Origin of the sequence: Aquimarina sp. TRL1, assembly GCF_013365535.1 — a bacterium.
Classification (GTDB): Bacteria; Bacteroidota; Bacteroidia; order Flavobacteriales; family Flavobacteriaceae; genus Aquimarina; species Aquimarina hainanensis.
The window spans coordinates 4,217,351-4,236,797 of the sequence record NZ_CP053590.1 but is presented as its reverse complement, the minus strand read 5'-3'; the positions used below and the strand labels follow the sequence as shown (position 1 = coordinate 4,236,797).

General features: G+C 33.3%; 16 protein-coding genes. 9 read left to right on the top strand and 7 right to left on the bottom strand.

Features of this window, described 5'->3' with window-relative positions; genetic code table 11:
- Window positions 1–77 precede the first annotated feature (77 nt).
- Both HN014_RS17395 and HN014_RS17390 read right to left on the bottom strand, forming a co-directional pair.
- Entirely contained in the window at window positions 78–794 is a 717-nt protein-coding gene (locus HN014_RS17395) for a LytTR family DNA-binding domain-containing protein (protein WP_176030120.1), read from the bottom strand.
- Window positions 795–797: 3 nt separating this feature from the next.
- Window positions 798–1,775 carry a sensor histidine kinase gene (locus tag HN014_RS17390; RefSeq protein ID WP_176030119.1) on the bottom strand — a complete coding sequence of 326 codons (978 nt, stop codon included), beginning with the start codon at window positions 1,773–1,775 and terminating at the stop codon, window positions 798–800.
- 249 nt (window positions 1,776–2,024) lie between these two features.
- On the opposite strand from HN014_RS17390, the gene HN014_RS17385 reads away from it, so the two are divergent.
- The 4 genes from HN014_RS17385 (at window position 2,025) to HN014_RS17370 (ending at window position 6,098) form a co-directional block, all read left to right on the top strand.
- On the top strand, window positions 2,025–2,894 hold the full coding sequence (locus tag HN014_RS17385; protein WP_176030118.1) for an ABC transporter ATP-binding protein: 870 nt from the start codon (window positions 2,025–2,027) through the stop codon (window positions 2,892–2,894).
- Window positions 2,891–4,447, top strand: coding sequence for a hypothetical protein (locus tag HN014_RS17380; protein ID WP_176030117.1), 1,557 nt, complete (start codon window positions 2,891–2,893; stop codon window positions 4,445–4,447). Before HN014_RS17385 ends, HN014_RS17380 begins: the two co-directional genes overlap by 4 nt.
- 70 nt (window positions 4,448–4,517) lie before the next feature.
- Entirely contained in the window at window positions 4,518–5,297 is a 780-nt protein-coding gene (locus HN014_RS17375) for a DUF5995 family protein (RefSeq protein ID WP_176030116.1), read from the top strand.
- Window positions 5,298–5,438: 141 nt separating this feature from the next.
- On the top strand, window positions 5,439–6,098 hold the full coding sequence (locus HN014_RS17370) for a DUF6796 family protein (protein WP_176030115.1): 660 nt from the start codon (window positions 5,439–5,441) through the stop codon (window positions 6,096–6,098).
- Here HN014_RS17370 and HN014_RS17365 read toward each other — a convergent pair whose 3' ends face one another.
- The 4 genes from HN014_RS17365 to HN014_RS17350 form a co-directional block, all read right to left on the bottom strand.
- Entirely contained in the window at window positions 6,099–6,830 is a 732-nt protein-coding gene (locus tag HN014_RS17365; RefSeq protein WP_176030114.1) for a LytTR family DNA-binding domain-containing protein, read from the bottom strand.
- Entirely contained in the window at window positions 6,831–7,853 is a 1,023-nt protein-coding gene (locus HN014_RS17360; protein ID WP_176030113.1) for a sensor histidine kinase, read from the bottom strand. It abuts the gene before it with no gap.
- A gap of 16 nt (window positions 7,854–7,869) precedes the next feature.
- Window positions 7,870–8,226: a DUF4907 domain-containing protein gene (locus HN014_RS17355; protein ID WP_176030112.1), complete on the bottom strand. Its 357-nt coding sequence runs from the start codon at window positions 8,224–8,226 to the stop codon at window positions 7,870–7,872.
- 107 nt (window positions 8,227–8,333) lie between these two features.
- Complete coding sequence (locus HN014_RS17350) at window positions 8,334–9,317, bottom strand: galactose oxidase (protein WP_176030111.1); 984 nt, start codon at window positions 9,315–9,317, stop codon at window positions 8,334–8,336.
- Window positions 9,318–9,787: 470 nt separating this feature from the next.
- On the opposite strand from HN014_RS17350, the gene HN014_RS17345 reads away from it, so the two are divergent.
- Together HN014_RS17345 and HN014_RS17340 are read left to right on the top strand one after the other, a co-directional pair.
- Complete coding sequence (locus HN014_RS17345) at window positions 9,788–11,086, top strand: DUF4270 family protein (RefSeq protein ID WP_176030110.1); 1,299 nt, start codon at window positions 9,788–9,790, stop codon at window positions 11,084–11,086.
- A complete protein-coding gene (locus HN014_RS17340; protein WP_254884032.1) occupies window positions 11,076–12,305 on the top strand; it encodes a hypothetical protein in 1,230 nt (409 codons plus the stop codon). The genes HN014_RS17345 and HN014_RS17340 overlap by 11 nt, the downstream gene beginning before the upstream one ends.
- Window positions 12,306–12,482: 177 nt before the next feature.
- Here the strand turns inward: HN014_RS17340 and HN014_RS17335 are convergent, their stop codons facing one another.
- A complete protein-coding gene (locus HN014_RS17335) occupies window positions 12,483–14,927 on the bottom strand; it encodes a DUF5916 domain-containing protein (protein ID WP_176030109.1) in 2,445 nt (814 codons plus the stop codon).
- Between the two features lie 189 nt (window positions 14,928–15,116).
- Between HN014_RS17335 and HN014_RS17330 the strand changes: the two genes are divergently transcribed.
- From HN014_RS17330 to HN014_RS17320, 3 genes are read left to right on the top strand one after another with little or no spacing between them, the layout of a single operon-like run.
- A complete protein-coding gene (locus tag HN014_RS17330) occupies window positions 15,117–16,616 on the top strand; it encodes a sensor histidine kinase KdpD (protein ID WP_254884031.1) in 1,500 nt (499 codons plus the stop codon).
- A 28-nt stretch (window positions 16,617–16,644) separates the two neighbouring features.
- Window positions 16,645–17,358 (top strand): response regulator transcription factor, encoded by a 714-nt coding sequence (locus HN014_RS17325; RefSeq protein ID WP_176030108.1) that lies wholly within the window; start codon window positions 16,645–16,647, stop codon window positions 17,356–17,358.
- Between the two features lie 44 nt (window positions 17,359–17,402).
- Window positions 17,403–19,262, top strand: a complete 1,860-nt coding sequence (locus HN014_RS17320; RefSeq protein WP_176030107.1) for a hypothetical protein — start codon at window positions 17,403–17,405, stop codon at window positions 19,260–19,262.
- Window positions 19,263–19,447: the final 185 nt, after the last annotated feature.

The window sequence follows — 19,447 nt, the reverse complement described above, 5'->3', positions numbered from 1 at the left end:
CATTTGTCAGTGGCCAAGATACATATCCCTTATCTACTAACTTTACGGGAAACCGTAATTTGTAAAAATATTTATATTCAGGAGTTTTCTTCGATCTTTTGAAGGAGTATTTTTTTATACGATTTACTAACCGGAAGAGCACTCCCATCATTCATTAACAGCTGATTTCCTTCTATTTGTTGTAGTTTATGAATATTAATAATATACGATTTATGAATTCGGATAAAATACTCTTCGGGTAATTTGGCAAGAAAATCAGATAATGTTTGTGGTGAAAGAATCATACGATCAGAAAAAATCTTTATATAATTACCATATGCTTCTATATACACAATATCATCTATCAACAATCGTATGATTTTTTTATCACTTTTGATAAAAATAGCAGCTTCTTTCTTCTCTACAAATTGTTTTTCTTCCCTAGGGAGAGCTACTTGTTGTTTCTGTTGTACTTTTACAATTGCCTGAATAAATCGCTCTAAAGAAAATGGTTTTAATAAATAATCCGTAACAGACAGTTCGAATCCTTCTAACGCATATTCCGGATAAGCTGTAGTAATAATTACTTCGGGGCGGTTCAACATTGTTTTTAACAAGCTTATACCCGATAGTTTTGGCATATTAATATCCAAAAAGAGAAGAGAGACTTCTTTTTTTGACAAAATGTCTATCACCTCAAAAGCATCTTTACAAACACCTACCAGTTCTAGCCCGGGAACTTGCTTTATATAGCTCTCCAGAATTTGTCTCGCTATAGGCTCATCATCTGCTATTATACAAGAAATAGTATTCATACACTACACTTCAATCGTTAGACACACACTGTATTGGTTAGCTGTTTCCTTATTGGTCAATCTATGCCTGTTCGGATATAACAAGGCTAGTCTTTTTTTGGCATTTTGTACCCCAATCCCTTTATTTTTAGTAATCAGATCTTCCGGTTCATTTTTTAAGGTTCCTATGCTATTCTCACATCGAAAAATAAGACTTGTTTCTGAAATTTCTAAATGTATCAGAACATTTTCTTCTTCTTTATTGTTTTTTCCCAAATACTTAAACGCATTTTCTACAAAAACGATTAAAAGCATTGGAGCTATTTTTACGGTATCTGCTGCTCCGGAGATATGAAAGTCTACTTTTACCTTATCTTCTAATCGAATCTTCTCCAATGCAATATAATTCTCTAGATAGTGAATCTCTTTTGCTAATGGGACTAATTTCTCTGATGTTTCATACAAACTATATCTCAATAAATCTGATAATTTAAGCATCAAGGATGGTAGTGCGTCAGATTTTATAACTGATAAGCCATAAAGATTATTTAATGTATTAAATAAAAAATGAGGATTCAATTGTCCTTTCAGCAATTCTAGTTCTGCTTGTTTATTTTGATGTCTTCGCTCAAAACTATCTCTTGCTATTTTGATACTACTACTAAAAGAAAATGTAAGAAGCAAAATGCCTATCAAGTTATAAAACATACGCCATTCGAAAGTATCTGATAAATACACTGTCAAATATGTTCCAACGGCGGCAAAAACTAATAAATTGACAATAACCAACATACTTGCTAAAACCTTTCTTCCCTTAAAAAACAAAGGTAAAATCAAAAGGTTATTGATATAAATAGGTGGGCATAAAAAGGCTATGACACCCAATGTCATGCTTACCTTATCATCTGCCTGAATCATAATGTACATTGCCAGAAATAAAAAAATCCAAACCACAATGTTCTGAATAATTTTATTATCAATGAGCGCATCTATTTTTGACATACTCTGTTATTGTTTTATTCAAAAATAACTGAAACCATGGATTTCTTATATAATTTAATGACCAATACTCTTCTTTTAAATGTAAAACGCCTTATAATCCTGATGAGTGGTTGTTCTTAAGTTACTGCTCTAGTGATCATGATTTTATGATCAGTTATCATATAAATTTCTAGTTGTCTTACTCTTATTTCAATTTTGTATCTATTAAAACGATCTTATCAAGGTCATTCATCAATCAAAATTACAATTATGCAGTTAGAAATTAATCAAGTCTCTAAGCGATATTCCAAAAATAAATGGGGAATACAAGCGTATACATTATCAGCAGGAAAAGGGATCCTGGGTTTATTAGGACCAAATGGAGCTGGTAAATCTACCTTACTAAAAATGATAGCAACGCTACATACACCTACTGAAGGGCATATTTTATTAAACAAAAACAACATTGTCAAAGATCCTAATTACCTGAGAAAGCAATTGGGGTATCTGCCTCAGGATTTTGGAGTATATGAATCTCTCAATGCCTACGAATTTCTTCAATACATTGCTGCTTTAAAAGGACTTGAGGGGAAAAAAGTACTCGAGAGAATTCACTACTTACTGGAAGGGGTAAACCTGCTAGCTTCTGCAAAACGACCAATTAGCACCTATTCCGGAGGGATGAAGCAAAGAATAGGAATTGCACAAGCCTTACTAAACAATCCTAAACTTATATTACTAGACGAACCCACAGTTGGTCTGGATCCGGAAGAACGGGTTCGTTTTAGAAATTTATTAACTGATTTATCCCAGCAATCTATTATCATATTATCCTCTCATATTGTTTCTGATATAGATACCATCGCCGATAGTGTTGCTATTATGAAACAGGGGCATTTACTGGTTCACCAACATCCCGAAGAAATCATCAAAGTAGCAAAAGGATACATTTTTGAGTCTTCTATCCCCCTGACTTCTTTAGCAAGTTTCAAAAAAGATCACATTTTAATCTCATACACCAGAAAAAAAGATGTGCTAACAGTGCGATATGCCTGTACATCACCTGAGATACCAGCTACTCCTGTAACACCTACCCTAGAAGACGCTTATCTATACCTTACCAATACCACTGAATCATGATACACTTTTTCACCTTTATAAAAACGTATTACCTACGACAAATCAGATCCTATTCTTTTTTAATTACAATAGCAATCAGTTTATTGGTGTCTTATACATTTATCCCTGCTCCTGATGCTCCTTATATAACGATACACGCCAATAATTATATTGGGATTTATAATTCTGCATGGATAGGATATATTACTGCTGTAATGAGTAGTATATTTATTTCTCTTTTTGGCTTTTATTTAATCAATAGCAGTATAAAAAAAGATAATGACTCTAAAGTAGGAACATTAATCGCTGCCACTCCTATTTCTAATTTTTATTATTTGATAGGAAAAGTCTGTAGCAATTTTTTGATTTTACTGACTATTACAGGAGTTTCTATCCTGACGAGTATGTTTCTTTTTGGTATATATCACGAACCAGGACTTTCATTGGAACTATCGCAATTCATTATTCCCTATACTGTAGTTACCTTTCCTTCCATATTTGTCATATCCTGTATAGCGGTTATTCTAGAAACTTTATTCGGTTCGAAAACATCGCTTCTAAATGTATTCTTTCTCGTATTATTTATAACTATGATAACGAATACCCCAGAAACTGAAAATGGTTTTTCGGGTGATCTTACCGGAACAAAACTTATTATTCATCAAATAAAGGAACAAGTACAATCAATTACTCAAACTGATATCACTTCTCTGGCAATTGGATATATCGTCAAAAGTGATAATACCACACTGGAAAGCTTTACTTTTAGTGGGATTCATTTTCCTAAATACTATTTAATCAGCAGGGTGCTATGGATATTATTGGGTATTATAGCCGTTTATATTTCCTCATTTGTTTTTCATCGTTTCCGGAAAAAAAAGAAACTTTCTATAGCTACCCCAACAACAGTGTCTAAAAAAGCCGAAATTACCCCTTTTGACATTTCTTTTTTATCATCTGATATGCCGTATTCCACATCTATCCTACCGTTATTAAAAACAGAAATTAAACTTCTAATCAGAAGCACTTCTAAGTGGATCTGGATACTATCTATAATTGGATGTATAGCGCTCTTTTTTACGAACGATACCATTTCCTTACAGTTTGTGATTCCTATTCTTTGGTGTTTACATCTCAAAACCTGGGGAGAATTAGTAATCAAAGAAAAGTTACATCGCGTCCACTATTTCTCATTTATTGCATTTTCTCCTATTAAAAGGGTTTTTCTGGCTCAACTGATTTGCGGATGGGGCTTATCAATACTATTTGTATTTCCTTTTATTGTTAGAAAATTGATTTTATTGGATGTTCTTTCCTGCTTCAGTATCGTCATCGGAGGGCTATTCATTATTTCTTATAGTACATGCATGGGGATTCTAAGTCGGGGCAAAAAACTATTTGAGGTTACTTTCCTCCTGATAACGTATATAAACATGAATGCAATTTCTTATTTCGATTATTACGGTGGTATAAATCAAAATTATATGCATCTAACAATAATAACATTCCTTTCTATAGGATTACTATCGGCAGCAATCTTATTAAGAAACAAAGAGATACGAAGTAATTATTAACTAATAATGCATGCAAAAAAATGGTCAATAAAATTTTTCTTACTTTTAGGCTAAAGCTAATATACCCAACATGCCTAATCAAAACATCAATACCATTGATGATGTTATCAATGCATTGAATCAAATTATTACCTCATCAGAAAAAGACGAAAGTCCCTTAGGTTATTTTGCTGCTTTATATTTACAAGTTACTCTCAGAGTACAGGAAGGAATCAAAAATAATGAGTTTCAAAATGGTCCCAGAATGGAAAAACTGGATGTTATTTTTGCTAAAAGATATATTGATGCTTATACCTTTTATCAGGTTGGAAAACCTGTAACACTATCCTGGCTAAAAGCTTTTGGTTTTTCATACAATTGGCGCCCTATAGTGTTACAACATCTGTTAATAGGAATGAATGCACATATCAATCTGGATCTGGGAATTGCTGCAGCAGAAGTATCGAAAGGACATGATATAGAAGATTTGCATCATGACTTTAATAAAATAAATGAAATTTTGGCTTCTATGGTAGATCAGGTAGAAAAAGACCTCACTTCTATATGGCGTCCTTTGAAATCAATTATCAAATGGACAAAAAAAGCAGATTCATTTCTTATTGATTTTAGTATGGAAAAAGCCAGGGATGGCGCCTGGAAATATGCAAAAAGTATCGCCGGACTATCGGGGAATGATCTACAAAAAATGATTCAAAAAAGAGATCAAAAAGTAGCAAAAATTGCTAATCTAATAATCAATCCTGGATTGATTATCAATCTTCTTTTCTTCCTTATCAGACTGGGAGAACGAGGGAGTGTCTCTGAAAAAATTAAAATTCTGACTAATAAACATACTTCAAGTCCTTCGTAAATTATCTTAGAAAGTGCGAAGCTTGATTATTGAATAAAATTTAACATATTTACATTATTTAGATTTATTCTAAATAATATATTTGCACTTCACACAATCGAATCAATTAGTATTAATTAAAAAACCTTCATGTTACCCCCCATGAAAAAACGACTCAAAATTACAGGTATCCTAGGCATTTTAGGAACTTTATTAATGTTTTCCGGCGATATGTTTTTATACTACACAACAGAAGACTTTATGCTAGAAACAGAACTCATAGAAGTATTAGGTAATATAGACCATGACAGGTTAACCATCGGAGGCATGTTAGGACCTCTTGCGGCTGTTCTATATTTTATCGGTTTTTATCAGATATATATGGCGATTAAACCGCATAATAAAACAATCGCCCGGATAATTTTCGGATTGTATTGTCTGGCTATGTCATTCGGAGGCGCTTTTCATTCGCAATTCACTTATTTAGGATTGGTATCTTATAGTGAAGACAGTAATCTATTAAAAATAGTACAGGATAAAATTATGTTATTTTATGCTGCTGCTGTTATTCCTACATTAATTGCCAGTATATTATTTGCTGTTATGATTCTTATCAAAAAAACAAATTATCCCAGGTGGATGGTATTATGTACGCCTATCGTATTATTCCCTATTTTTAATTTAGTTCAGCTGTTACCTCAGCCATATATGGTTGTTGTAGCCGGAGGCTGGAGCAATCATATCTATCTGATATTCTTTAGTGTATCTACATATGTCTTATTGAGAGATGAGGAAAAAAGATTATTTACCCGTATGGTATAATTACTCAATTCCTAATTGTTTTAACACATTATTTTTATACGTTTCTCCAATAGGAATACGAATCGTATCAACGAGCACTTTGGTTTTCTGAAGTGCTTTTATTTTATCAATATTAACAATATAAGAACGGTGGATTCTTATAAACTTATGATCCGGTAATTTATGGAGAATCTCTTTAAAACTCAATAAAGTTAAAATAGGCTTGTCAGTTCCTTTAATATAAATTTTTATGTAATCTTTTAACCCCTGTATATACTGAATATCATCTACATTAATTTTGATATTTTCATACTCTGACTTGACAAAAATAAAGTTTGTATACCCCTCTTCTGCTTGCACCGATTGAACAATGGTTGTATCCGAAATTGCTTTTTGGTGTAATTCGTATTTTTCTTTAGCTCTGGATATTGCCTTTAAAAACCGTTGAAAAGGGATGGGTTTTACTAAGTAATCAACCGCATTAAGATTAAATCCATCCAATGCATATTGCGGATAGGCAGTAGTGAATATAAACGCTGGGATATTTTCTATTGTTTTTACCAAGTCAATTCCTGTAAGATTTGGCATTTCTATATCCAAAAAAACAAGATCTACCTGTTGTTTATTTAGAATGGTGATTGCTTCTAACGGGTTCGTGCATTTAGCAACAATCTGTACTCCTCCTATTTGTTCTAAATAGGATTCTATCACATCTATCGCCAAAGGCTCATCATCAATAATTACACACTTCATTTATGTTAGTTTAAGAGTTAATTCTACTATAAATCTGTTATTTTCTTCTTTTACCATCAGCCAGTGTTTATCCGGATAGAGCAATTGCATTCGTTCTTTGGTATTCTGAAGACCTATTCCCGAATTCTGATAGTCCTTCTTTCTATTACCAATAAGGTTAATACAAGAAAACTGCAATTCTCCCTGATGAACATATATTTCTATTTTTACTTCTGTATTTCCTTTAAAGTCCGTCCCGTACTTAAATGCATTTTCAATAAATGAAATCAATAATAGCGGTTTTATTTTTTGATTGAGGATACTGCCGTGTATTTGTATGTTGACATCTTCATTATTCGCAATTCGCAATCGTTGTAATTTGATATAATTCTGAATATAGTCCAGTTCCTGATGCAACAATACAAATTCACTATCTGTCTGATATAACATATAACGCATTAACTCGGAAAGGGTTATAACCGCTTCCGGGGCTATATCAGACTTTTTGGTTGTCAGTGAATAAATACTATTCAATGAATTAAACAAAAAATGTGGATTTAACTGGCTTTTTAAATACAATAACTCAGAAGTAACTCGCTTTGACTCTATTTCCTGATTCTTCTTTTCATTTTTCTTCCATTCCTCATAAATACGCAAAGAAGTACCAATGATTAATGAAATAACATTAAACAAAATAGATATTCCTATTTCTAATTTTTTGAATAAAAAAAGTTCATCTTCGCCTGCTATTCTATCAAACTGATGAATAGGGGTCAAAATCACTTTGTTCAAAAAAACAGGAGTAATAATAATTAAAACGGCGCATAACGTATATTGTAATGTTTTCTTTTTAAGCAGCAATCTGGGAACCAGAAAAAGGTAATTTACATAAAACAAAACAATGTTTATCCATATCCTAAGCAAGAACTTTACCGGGAACTCTCCTTTTTCCAGAAATAATTGATTAGCAATGGTAAATACAACAGCTATCCAGATAATAATATGAAAGAATAACTGCTTATTTTTTTTGATGGTTGGAATCACGCTAGCGGGTTATAATTTAGGGTAAATGTAAACAATTAACTGTAATCTTTTTTAACTCTGAGATACTCACTGAGGGAGAAATTCCATTTAGTAATTTCTCTTTTACAAAATCTCCGACCAATCTGGCATGTGCAGCGGTACAAAAAGACTTGTTTTCCTGTATTGCGGGAATATAATCTTGTTTAATAATAACTCGATTATGTAACTTGATTGTATATCCGTAACCCGCCATGGTTTTATGTACGCTTGTTATAAGAGGTTCTTTTTTTTCTATGGTATCTTCTACAACAGCATCTACTGTATACACTATGGTCCCTACTAACATTCCTAATACTAGCAGGTTTATTATTTTTATGCTTTTTATTAAATTCATTTGCAACAGGGTTGATTATATAGTTACCCCCCAAACATCTTTGTCACTTATAATCAGCATATTTGAGGGGGTAAAACAATTAACTATAAAAAAACAGGATATAAAAATTAATCGTCTTCGTTATATTCTTCCTGAGGGAATAACTGGTAATTATCGTCCAGATAAATTCCTCCATTTCTTCCTAGCAGTACAAATGCGCTACTACCATTACTAAAAGAAATTGCGTCTTGTCTCGGTAAAGCTTCTAATTTGGTGATTTCTTCCCATACATCAGATGAGGGGTTGTATTCCCATATAGAACCAACGGCCCCTGCATTGTAGCCTGTAGCGATATATCCCAATCCATTTAACTCAAAACTTGTGGCGTTAGATCTGGCTATAGAGTAATCATCATCTTCATCCAAATCTTTTTTTCGAGTCCATTTTTCACTTGATAAATCAAACTCCCAAAAGTCAGTTTTATTCAGCCCATTACTTTGACCTGTTCCCAGATATACTTTATTCCCTATTTGGAATGTAGTAGCATCTCTACGTTTATCTCCTCCAAATCCTTCTAACTTGGTCCATTCATTTGTTGTTGGTTCAAAAACCCAAAAATCTTTCTGGTCATTATCTCCATCATATCCGGTACCTACATAACCTTTACTACTAGACCCGAAACCAACAGCAGCTCTTCTTGGTCCTCCTTTAAAATCTGTTTTTTGCGTCCAGACATTGGCAGTCGGATTATATTCCCAGAAATCACTTAATTCAAAATCTCCATCATATCCTAATCCAATATATCCCATCGAACCAATTGCTAATCCTGTAGCAGCACTTCTTCGTATTCCTGGAAAATCTGCCTTCTGCACCCAGAAATCTCCTTCCATATCATATTCCCAGAAATCCTGTAAATAATCATCTCCATCATATCCGGTACCTACATAACCTTTATTTCCAATTACAAAACTAGCAGCACTACTTCTTGGTATTCCATCAAAAACAGAACTCTCAACCCAGTTCCCTCTTTCAAAATCATCGTCGTTATTACAGCTTATTGAAATCGCTGCAATAGCGATTATACCAACAATTCGTCTCTTTATATTTATCATTCTATGTATTTAATTAAAATTTATAAATCCTGTTTTACTTCACTGGTTTACTTTTTATACTCAGTAATACGCTTCTAAGGGAATTATTTCTCTTAGCGTATACTTCTCCTTGAACTAGTTTTGAAGTTGATTGTTCTTTATCCCTCTAGAAAGGAAAATCATGCACAACTTATTACTAGATTCTTTTTATGGATTCTCCGAGAATTCTTTTTTTACAATCTCTTATTATAACATGAAGAATCAACCAGTTATCAATTGTGGTAGCAAATCTATTTTATCGATCCCTATAGAAAAAAAACAATAGATATACACGTTCTTTATATAGACTAACCTCTGTTTTTTATAGACGAAAATCTCTTCGGTTTTTCATCTATAAAATTCCCTTGTTTATCCTAAAAAAAACGATACCGGTATATGTTATTTTATATTCCATGAAAGCTGTAGTAGGTTCGCTGAAAATTATTGAAATAATGAAATATATATGTATAATCACTAGTTTACTATTACTATTCTCGTGTAGTAAAAATGAAGAAGATCTCTCATTAGAAATTGGGGATGATTGGATTGATGGAAAGACCAAGGTTTATTATATTGATACGATTAGCGTCGCAACATCAACCTTTAAATTTGATTCTTTAATGATGCCGAATTCTAAAAGAATTCTGGTAGGAAACTACAATGACCCTGTATTCGGACACACAGAAAGTCAAAGTTATATGGAGTTAATAGGCTCTTCTTTCTCTCTGGACAATGAAGCTATCTATGATTCTATTGCTTTGATTTTACCCTATGATAACTACTACTATAACGATACAATTCCTACTCAGCAAATAGAAGTATATGAAGTACTAGAAGAAATTAAACCCGAAGATGATTTTTTTTATAACACATCTGCCTTTGATTACAGTGGTACGCCTATAGCTACAAAAAGATTCTCCCCAACCCCGAGAAAAGAAGACTCATTACACATTACAGTCAGTAACCTTTTTGGAATTGAGCTCTTTAAAAAAATAGTAGATGACAAAATCAATAATAACGAAGAGTTTACCACAGACTATAGAGGAATCACCATCAAAGCAAATGAACAAAATACTGCCTTTTTAGGATTCAAAAAAAGTGGCGTACTCAGGGTTTACTATACCTTAAAAGAAGATACACAGGTCAAAGAATTAACAATGGATTTTCTCATCAACGAAACAAAATTCTTTAATCAAATAAAAAGTGATAGGAGCGGTACTTATTTCGAAACTCTCAAAGAACAAAAAATAACAATCCCCAGTACTGATACTGATAATAATTGCTTTATCCAGGCTGGAGTTGGAATTGCTACCAAAATAGACATTCCCTTTATCGAAAGAATTAATGACATTCCAGGAACAGGAACTATTATAGAAGCCTCTTTAAATATCTCTCTCAAACATAAAAGTAGTACCGAGTATCATACCACAAGAGACTCCTTACAGTTTTATGTAATCAATAAAAATTCAGAAATAGTCAAAGAATTATTCACCCCGACAGGAGTCCCTGTTGAAGGAACAATCACAAAAGATGACAGTGAATTCAATGTTGTCAATTATGTCATTCCTATCAAAGATTTTTTAGATAATAAATTACACAATTCGACATACAGAGAATTGTATTTAGCCATGTACTCCAAAGAATATAATTATGCTGTAGACAGATATATTTTTAATGGAGAAAATGCCCCAAATGATAAAAAAGTAACCCTAGAATTAACGTATGCCATTTATGACGAAGATGATGAATAAAATAATTGTATCCGTTGTTTTTCTGATCATTATTACACAAGGACACGCTCAGACAAATGACTTATCTGGTTCTCCTTATTCCTTATATGGTTTGGGAGTTCCAAATGAATCCAATACCGGGAAGACAAACTCAATGGGTAAAACAGGAATTGCAATGCCCTCTGACAATGCGATAAACAACCTCAACCCTGCTTCATATGCCACCATCCCATCCAACAACTTTTTTTATGATATTGGAGTTAAAGGACAAAAAGAAACCCTGGCAGAAGCTGGAAATGAAGAACCTAGATTTAATGCTAATTTTTCGAATATAGCCATTGCTTTCCCGATCAATAATAAATCTGGAATGGGAATTACCCTAATTCCATATACCAATGTCGGTTATTTATTGATGGGAATTGAAACTGAAATAGAGGGATCTAATGATACCTTTATTAGCAACATCAAAGGTAGTGGGGGGCTTAATGACCTGAGAATAAACTATGCATATCGGCTTACAGAAAAATTACGTTTAGGAGTAAGCGCTTCGTATCTATTCGGAAAAATCACAGAAGATGAACGAAGTTTTATAGGAAACACAACCCTGAGTATTCACGAAGATAATTATTATAACGGTTTCAAATTTGGGGGAGGATTTCAATATGATATCTCTAAATTTATCACATTGGGAGGAGTTATCAATTTCCCTGTTACTTTGCGTGGAGACCAAACCAGTTATGTAACACAACCAGGCTATGAACCTATCGTAAATGAATCAGATTTGGACACTTTCGAACTCCCTTTAGAAATTGGATTTGGGGTTCATACCAAATTAAAAGAAAACCTATTACTAAATATAGATTATAGAAAGAACTTCTGGGACGCTACAAACCAAACTGATCAAATAGGAACTTATGTAGATCAGGATTTTATTGGAATTGGAATGGAATATACGCCGAAAAAGAGAGGTTTTAAATACTGGGAAAGAATACAGTACAGAGCAGGTTTTAATATGGATAACGGAAACCTAGAAGTAGATGGAGAACGTGTTCACGGAGCTGAATTCACATTAGGAATCGGACTTCCTATGAAAGGAATTAGTAACTCTATGTTTAACATCTCTTATTCTTATGGACAAAACGGTCAATTAACAAATGGATTAATACAAGAAAATTATCATACCGTAACGCTTAATTTTAGTTTGGACGGTATCTGGTTTAAAAGGAAAAAATTCCAATAGACAAAAACTCTATACCTAACTCTTGCCATAAGTAGGTAATAGTGTTAAAACCGGAAATTAAAGTTTCCGGTTTTAGCTATGATTCATTTTGACATTCCTAAAAGAGTACGAAAATGTCCTTATTAGCATTGCCAGGAGGGTGAGGATATAATACCATAGGGTTTTTCCAAAGGCAATTTACTTTCTTCCTCGTTTCTTGAATAGAGAAGTATCTAAAAAATATGTGAGTTTCATCGTAAACGAATGATTACTATCCGTAGAAAGTACCGAATCAAAATTCTCAGTATACGAACTCCCTACAGCTTTATCAGTCCTATTAGTTCCCATTTTATACCCTAAACTAATTTCACTTGCCGGAGCAAACTGCCATCTCGCCAGTACATCTATCGTAAAAGCATTAAAATTCTTATCGTATGAATCTACATTGATATCCAAATCATTTTTTTGTAATTCTCCTCTTTTAGTAAGGGAGTATTGATTTCGATAATCTGCCTGAAACCAATAATGTCTTAACCGTGCATTGATATTAACCTTTGCATTTACTGCATAATTAAGATGAAGTCTATTTGTTAATTCTTTGGTACTTCGTTCTCCAAAAATAACAGTATCCTCCTCTGTATCAATATACCCTGCATTTCCGGGATTATATGAATAATTTTGAGCTAGGTAAGCCGAAAAATGTTGTCCTAAACGAGCTCTGATACCATATCCACTGTGAATCGCATTTTTATAAATCGCATTGTTTAAAAATTTTACCCCGACGATATAACCTGCAAATGATATGTTCTTATTGCGATTGGTTTGATATTCAAAAAAGCTTTCAGCAAATGCGGGACGTACAAAATAATATCCCTCTTTTCTAGGTTCATAAAAATCCTTCCGCTTTTTTCCATAGGTAGAAGATGTGTATATCACATGATTATTTTTCTTGAATCGCGCATTTCCATAGAGCCTATATGTAGCTAATTCATTTTCCATAAGACTGTAATAATATCGCTGCCTATGAGTAGCTCCCACCTGATAATTAGCAAATGTTTTTTTGGGTGACGGATTAGTATACTGAAGATTTCCCTGGAACTGCAATTGATTGTTTCTGGCTAAAAAACCAAAATCATTGATATCAAAATCATCGTCATACATATTTAGAGAGATATTTCCTGTCCATTTCCCGCTAACTTTAGAAAACCTTCCAAAATATTGATGACCAAATACATTTTTCTCATCCGAAAAATATTGTTGAGAAACTGCTTTTTTAAAATACATAGAATACGTTCTGTTCTTATTATACCATCGGTATAACAAAGCAGACAAATTCGCATCATAAGTTACTCCATTTCGCAAAACTGAGTTATTAACCAATGTTACAGAACCATTATTGCGCAATGCCTGATCTAAAACGACTGATGTATAATTAGTCAACGGATTAGTAGTTTCTTTTCGTATCGTATTAGTAATCGTATCACGAATTTCAGCTTCACTTTCCGCAGTTACGCCATTGAGTACTCCTACTGATAATCCCCCGGAAGATTTTCCTGTTACCTTTACTAAGTTCAAAATATTAGCTGTTAGCGGATTAGAAATAATTTCTTCATTTTCTTTCGTATCCAGATTGTTTTTATCAATAGGCGTTCCTCCTATTCTACGAGTATAGATATACCCTCCTTTATCAAATATTTCAGTCCCTTCGATAAAAAATTGCCTGTTCTCGTTAAATCTCACCTCAAAAGGAGATAAGTTAAATACCTGGTCATCTGATTGAGCCTGGCTAAAATCAGGAATCATAGATACATCTAATGTATATGCATTATTATGCACATATTTCATATCCAATCCTCCGGTAAAGCTCGTTTTAGTACCACTACTTCCTCTGCGTTCTGTCAGTGAAGATACAAATGGAAAAAGTGATAAATTAAGTGGTGGGTGTACTTTTTTAATTCCTGTAAGCTTTCCAAACTGGTTTAAAAAACCATCTATATTCGCGTCGATATGATTCCAGTAAGAACTTTCATTCAGTTTAGAAGAGAACCGTTGAAAATTAATTCTAAAATTACTCATGTCATCTTTAGAAAAGCGAATACTATTAAACGGTATTCTCATTTCTACTGTCCAATACGTATCATATTGCATAACGTTACTTTTCCAGATAACATTAAAGTTTCTATAACTAGAAAATTCACTTAATTTTTCATCAGATTGTACACCTGCTGCAGTTACCGTAAAATCATAGCCTTCTCTTGCTCTCCCAAAAGGGTCCATCTGAATCCCAAAAAAATCAGTATTCCCTGTATTATCTCTTGCCGTTAGTTGAGCATTGATTTCTTCTTTGCTTTCTACAAATAATTTTGCTGCTACATAGATATACGTATTATCATATTGCACTCCTATCTTTGTTCTTCGTTTAGATTTCTCACCATTATCAGGTCGATTCTGTATAAAATAACCATCAATCATATAGGGCTCCCATTCATCTTTATCCAATACTCCATCTACTTTTACTGGAGCTTCTGTAAAATGAATCTGTATTTCTTTTTGAGTATACCCTTTTAGCCAAAGACTAAAAACACAAAAAAGAAAAACCCATTTATTTTTATACTGCACATTATTAACTGGTATTAATCCCATAATATTCCATTTTATTTCCGGACAAATGTCATTCGGTTTTCTGGATAAGCAGGTTAAACGAAGGTTAATGGAAAGGTTAATATCATTTCGTTTTTAAAGCATCTTTGTTAACTCGAAAAGCCAAAGCCAGTAATAATCATACTTGCAGAAAGAAGGAAGGTTAATGATCGGTTAACGGTTCAAAAACATATGGCAGCACTAGACATTATGTGTACTTTTGAACTGTCGGAAAAATTCTACAAGCAAAAAGAAATATCTGATTATCACTATAACTATATAAAGAAAAGCTTTGTGAAAAATAAAATTATCATATTAATTATTGCATCTGTATTAGCATTATTAGCACTATCAGGCATACAAGCATACCTGATTCAAAATGCATATCAGTTAAAAAAAGATAATTTTCTCAAAGAGACCAAAGAAGCCATTTCTGAGATTGATGACGGACATATCCTCGACTCATTATATGGAGAGGTCTGGGGAGAAAATATGATGACTCACCTATCTGACTATAAAAACAATCGATTCTCTAAGGAAGAGGCAGCAAAAAAAATAATAGAAGAAGCAAATGCTATCAATCCCGAATACACAACTCATTATGAGAATGAGTTAGACAAGATCAACCTGGGATACGACATTAAATACAAGAAAATCATCAGTAGTCTTCTTATTTTTGAAGGGAGTAAGATCGATACCATTATCTTATCTACTTCCCAGAATAAAATCAAACTGTTTGGTAGAAATTTTAATGAAACGAATGAAGAAGTAATCAATACCAACAGATGGTTTACACAAAATCAATTTATAGATCAGCGAGGAGGAACAATTAAAACAAAAACATATGATCTGGAAGTTATCTCACAAGATGTAATTCTTATCAGAGATTGGAAAAATATAGTATACGGAAGAATGATGGGACTACTACTCTCTTCTCTGTTGATTTTTCTTTTTGTTATCAGCCTCTTATATTATTCTATAAAAAATCTGGTAAATCAAAAGAAAATTACCGCGATCAAAACCGATTTTATCAATAATATCACACATGAGCTCAAGACCCCGCTGGCGACCTTAGGTATCGCATCAAAAAGCTTGCAAAAAGAAGCAATAAAAGCATCTCCCGAAGCATTTGAAAATACCTTAAAAATCATTGATCGACAAAATGACCGGTTGCAAAAACTAATTGATCAGGTTTTAACCAATAGTCTAAGCTCAGAAGATATTGTCCTGTATAAAGAACAAATAGCAGACACACTTTATTTTGATAATCTGATTGAAGATTTCAAACTCTCTAAACAACAGGATCAATTAAGTATTATAAACCATGTCTGCGAAACAGAAGTCATTCTAAGAATTGATATCTTTCATTTTACAACTGCCCTTCTCAATATCCTGGACAATGCTGTAAAATATAGTACTGACCATACCATTATTAGCATAAAAACTCATATCGAGCGGAATCAATACATCATTGCTATCGCAGATAACGGAATAGGAATTTCCGAGAAAAATCAACAATACATTTTTGATAAATTTTATCGGGTCAGTGATGGAAATGTACATAATGTAAAAGGATTAGGTCTTGGTATGTATTACACACATCAGATTATAAAAGCACACAAAGGATCGATTACTATAGAAAGTGAACCAAATAAGGGAACTGCTTTTACTATAAAAATCCCGATTCATTAATAACAATATACCATTAAATAACAGACCAATGAGTAAAACAAAAATATTACTAGCCGAAGATGATTATGATTTTGGGAGTATTCTAAAACAATACCTAGAAATCCATAATTATGAAGTAACCTGGGCTAAAAATGGTAAAGAAGCCCTGGACTATTTCGAAAGCAATACAACCATGGAGCATTGCGCTTTTGATATCTGTGTCTTCGATGTAATGATGCCACATATGGATGGGTTTACATTGGCTGAAAAAGTGGTGCATAAATACCCTGAAGTCCCTTTTGTTTTTCTAACAGCAAAAAAGATGAAAGAAGATAAAATAAAAGGACTCAAATTAGGTGCAGATGATTATATCGTCAAACCTTTTGAAGCAGATATTCTGGTATTGCGATTACAAAACATTTTAAAACGTGCACAAAAAAATGTAAGTAAACAAATTAGTACCACGAATCAATCAATCGGAGCATACACATTAGATACGGTTAATTATCAATTAATTATCGGAGATACTGTGCAACGCATTACCGAAAAAGAAGCACAATTAATCCAATTCTTTTATAAAAACAAAAACAAGCTTATAAAAAGGGAAGACTTATTAACAGAAATATGGGGAAGTGACGACTTCTTTTCCGGAAGAAGCATGGACGTATTTATAAGTAGAATTAGGAAATATTTTAAACAAGATACCAGCATCTCTATAGAAAGTACCCGGGGAATAGGGTTAACTTTTAAGATAGGTGTATAAAGAATAGGATGTTTTAGAAAGATATCCATCAAAAAAATAAGAACATGAAAACATTTATTTTTATCACTGTTAGTTTTTTATTGCAGTGCACCATAAGTTTATTTGCTCAGCAGGCACCAAAAGCCCCCAAACCGCCAAAGACATCAAAGACAGCCGTAGCGGTAACACCCAATATAACTATTGTTAGTAATGGGAACTATAACTATTCGATTAATACCTCTTCTGATCAAGAAAACATCTCTATCTCGATCAGTAATTCTAACGATACGTATTCTATGAAAGCTCGTTTTCAACAAGAAAAATATGAGGAGATTAAAAACTTACTGATTAATGAACTGGGTAACAATAACCTTACTATCGATAACAGTATCTATAAATGGGTCGTTCCTGCCAGTGGAGATGAAATATATACAGTTCATCTCTCTGACAAAAAACTGAGAATTCACCTTAATAAAGAAGAAGCAGCCTCGAGTCTAATCAAAAAGATTATCAATTTAGGAGATGTAGCTAAATCTATTATTGCTAACGATTCCAAAGATGCTGATAGAATCCAGAGAGAAGCAGACAGAGCAAGACGCAGAGCAGATCAGATGAAGCAAGAAGCGGAACGAATGGCACACCTGGCTCAACTACAAGCGAAACGAGCTATGGTACAGGCCGAAAAAACGGCAGAACGTGCCAGAGCACAAGCAGAACGAGCAGCAAAACATGCTGAACTTCAAGCCAGACAAGAGGCAGAACGAAGGGCACACCTGGCTCAATTACAAGCAAAGCGAGCTATGATAGACCATGAAAGAACAGCAGAACATGCCAGAATGCAAGCAGAACGAGCAGCAAAACATGCTGAACTTCAAGCCAGACAAGAGGCAGAACGAGTAGCACATTTGGCTCGCTTACAAGCAAAACAAGCTATGATAGATCGTGAAAAAATAGCAGAAAAAGCAGAACAAATGGCAATAGAAGCTCAGGAACATGCAGAACACGTAGCTGCGGATGTAAGAGCACATGCTGAAGAAATTGCAAGACATGCAGAAGAACAAGCCAGAAGGCATCAGGAACAAATACAGCAAAATGCCGAAGAAGCCATCAGAAATGCAGAAAAAAACATTCGTGAGCAAGAAATAATCCGCAAAGAAGAACTAGAACGCATCAGAAAAGATGTAGAAGAGCAATTACAACGAAATATAGAGCAACTAAAAATAAATGCAGAGAATATTCAGAAAAAAATCGAAAAAGATGCTGCACGACTGGAAGAAGAAGCCAAACGGTTAGAGAAAGAATCAATACGATTAGAAAAAGAAGCTCATCATAAAGGAGGAATCAGTACAAGTGCAAAAACACTTCTCAATACTCCAAAAACTCTGTATAAAAGAGCTTCTACGAATGATACTAACTGGAAATGGCCCGCTCTGCAACAAGAGCTACTTACCTACCTCACTACACATCATAAATCAGACACAAATGATATTAACCTTATTTATGATACTAGTGGGGTTTATATCAACGGGCAGCAATTATCTCCTGTTCAAAAAAATAAATTTGTATCAATCATCAAAAAACATCTATCGAGTCAAAAAAAATACTTTTCTTTTTACAAAAACAATAACAACATTATTATTATCAATGAAGGGATTTCTCTGGAGAAACTAACTAAGGAATTAACAGAAAAAGGATTTATCGATTCTGCGGTTAAAGAAAATACCTTGGAAATTAATGGATATAATACATATAAAAATGGAGTACAAATGACAAATGAAGAAAACAAAACGATCAATACCATTTTACAGAAATACAATGTCATTCCTGCTCCCGGAAAAACAATGAGAGTCATATCAAAGAATTTATATCTCGGGTATAAAATAGGAGATAATGGTTTTATGGGAACCATTGTTATCAATAAGTAAGTATTATCAATCAAAAAACGAACACGTTTAAATCAAATAGTAAGGACTCATCATCCTTACTATTTTTATTCCTGATTATTTTAAAGCTTCTTCAAGAGTCTTAATTATCAAAAAACACCTCTCAACATTACTGTATAGAAAGACAACTCAAAAAATAATGTAGCAAGTATTATTATTATAAAATA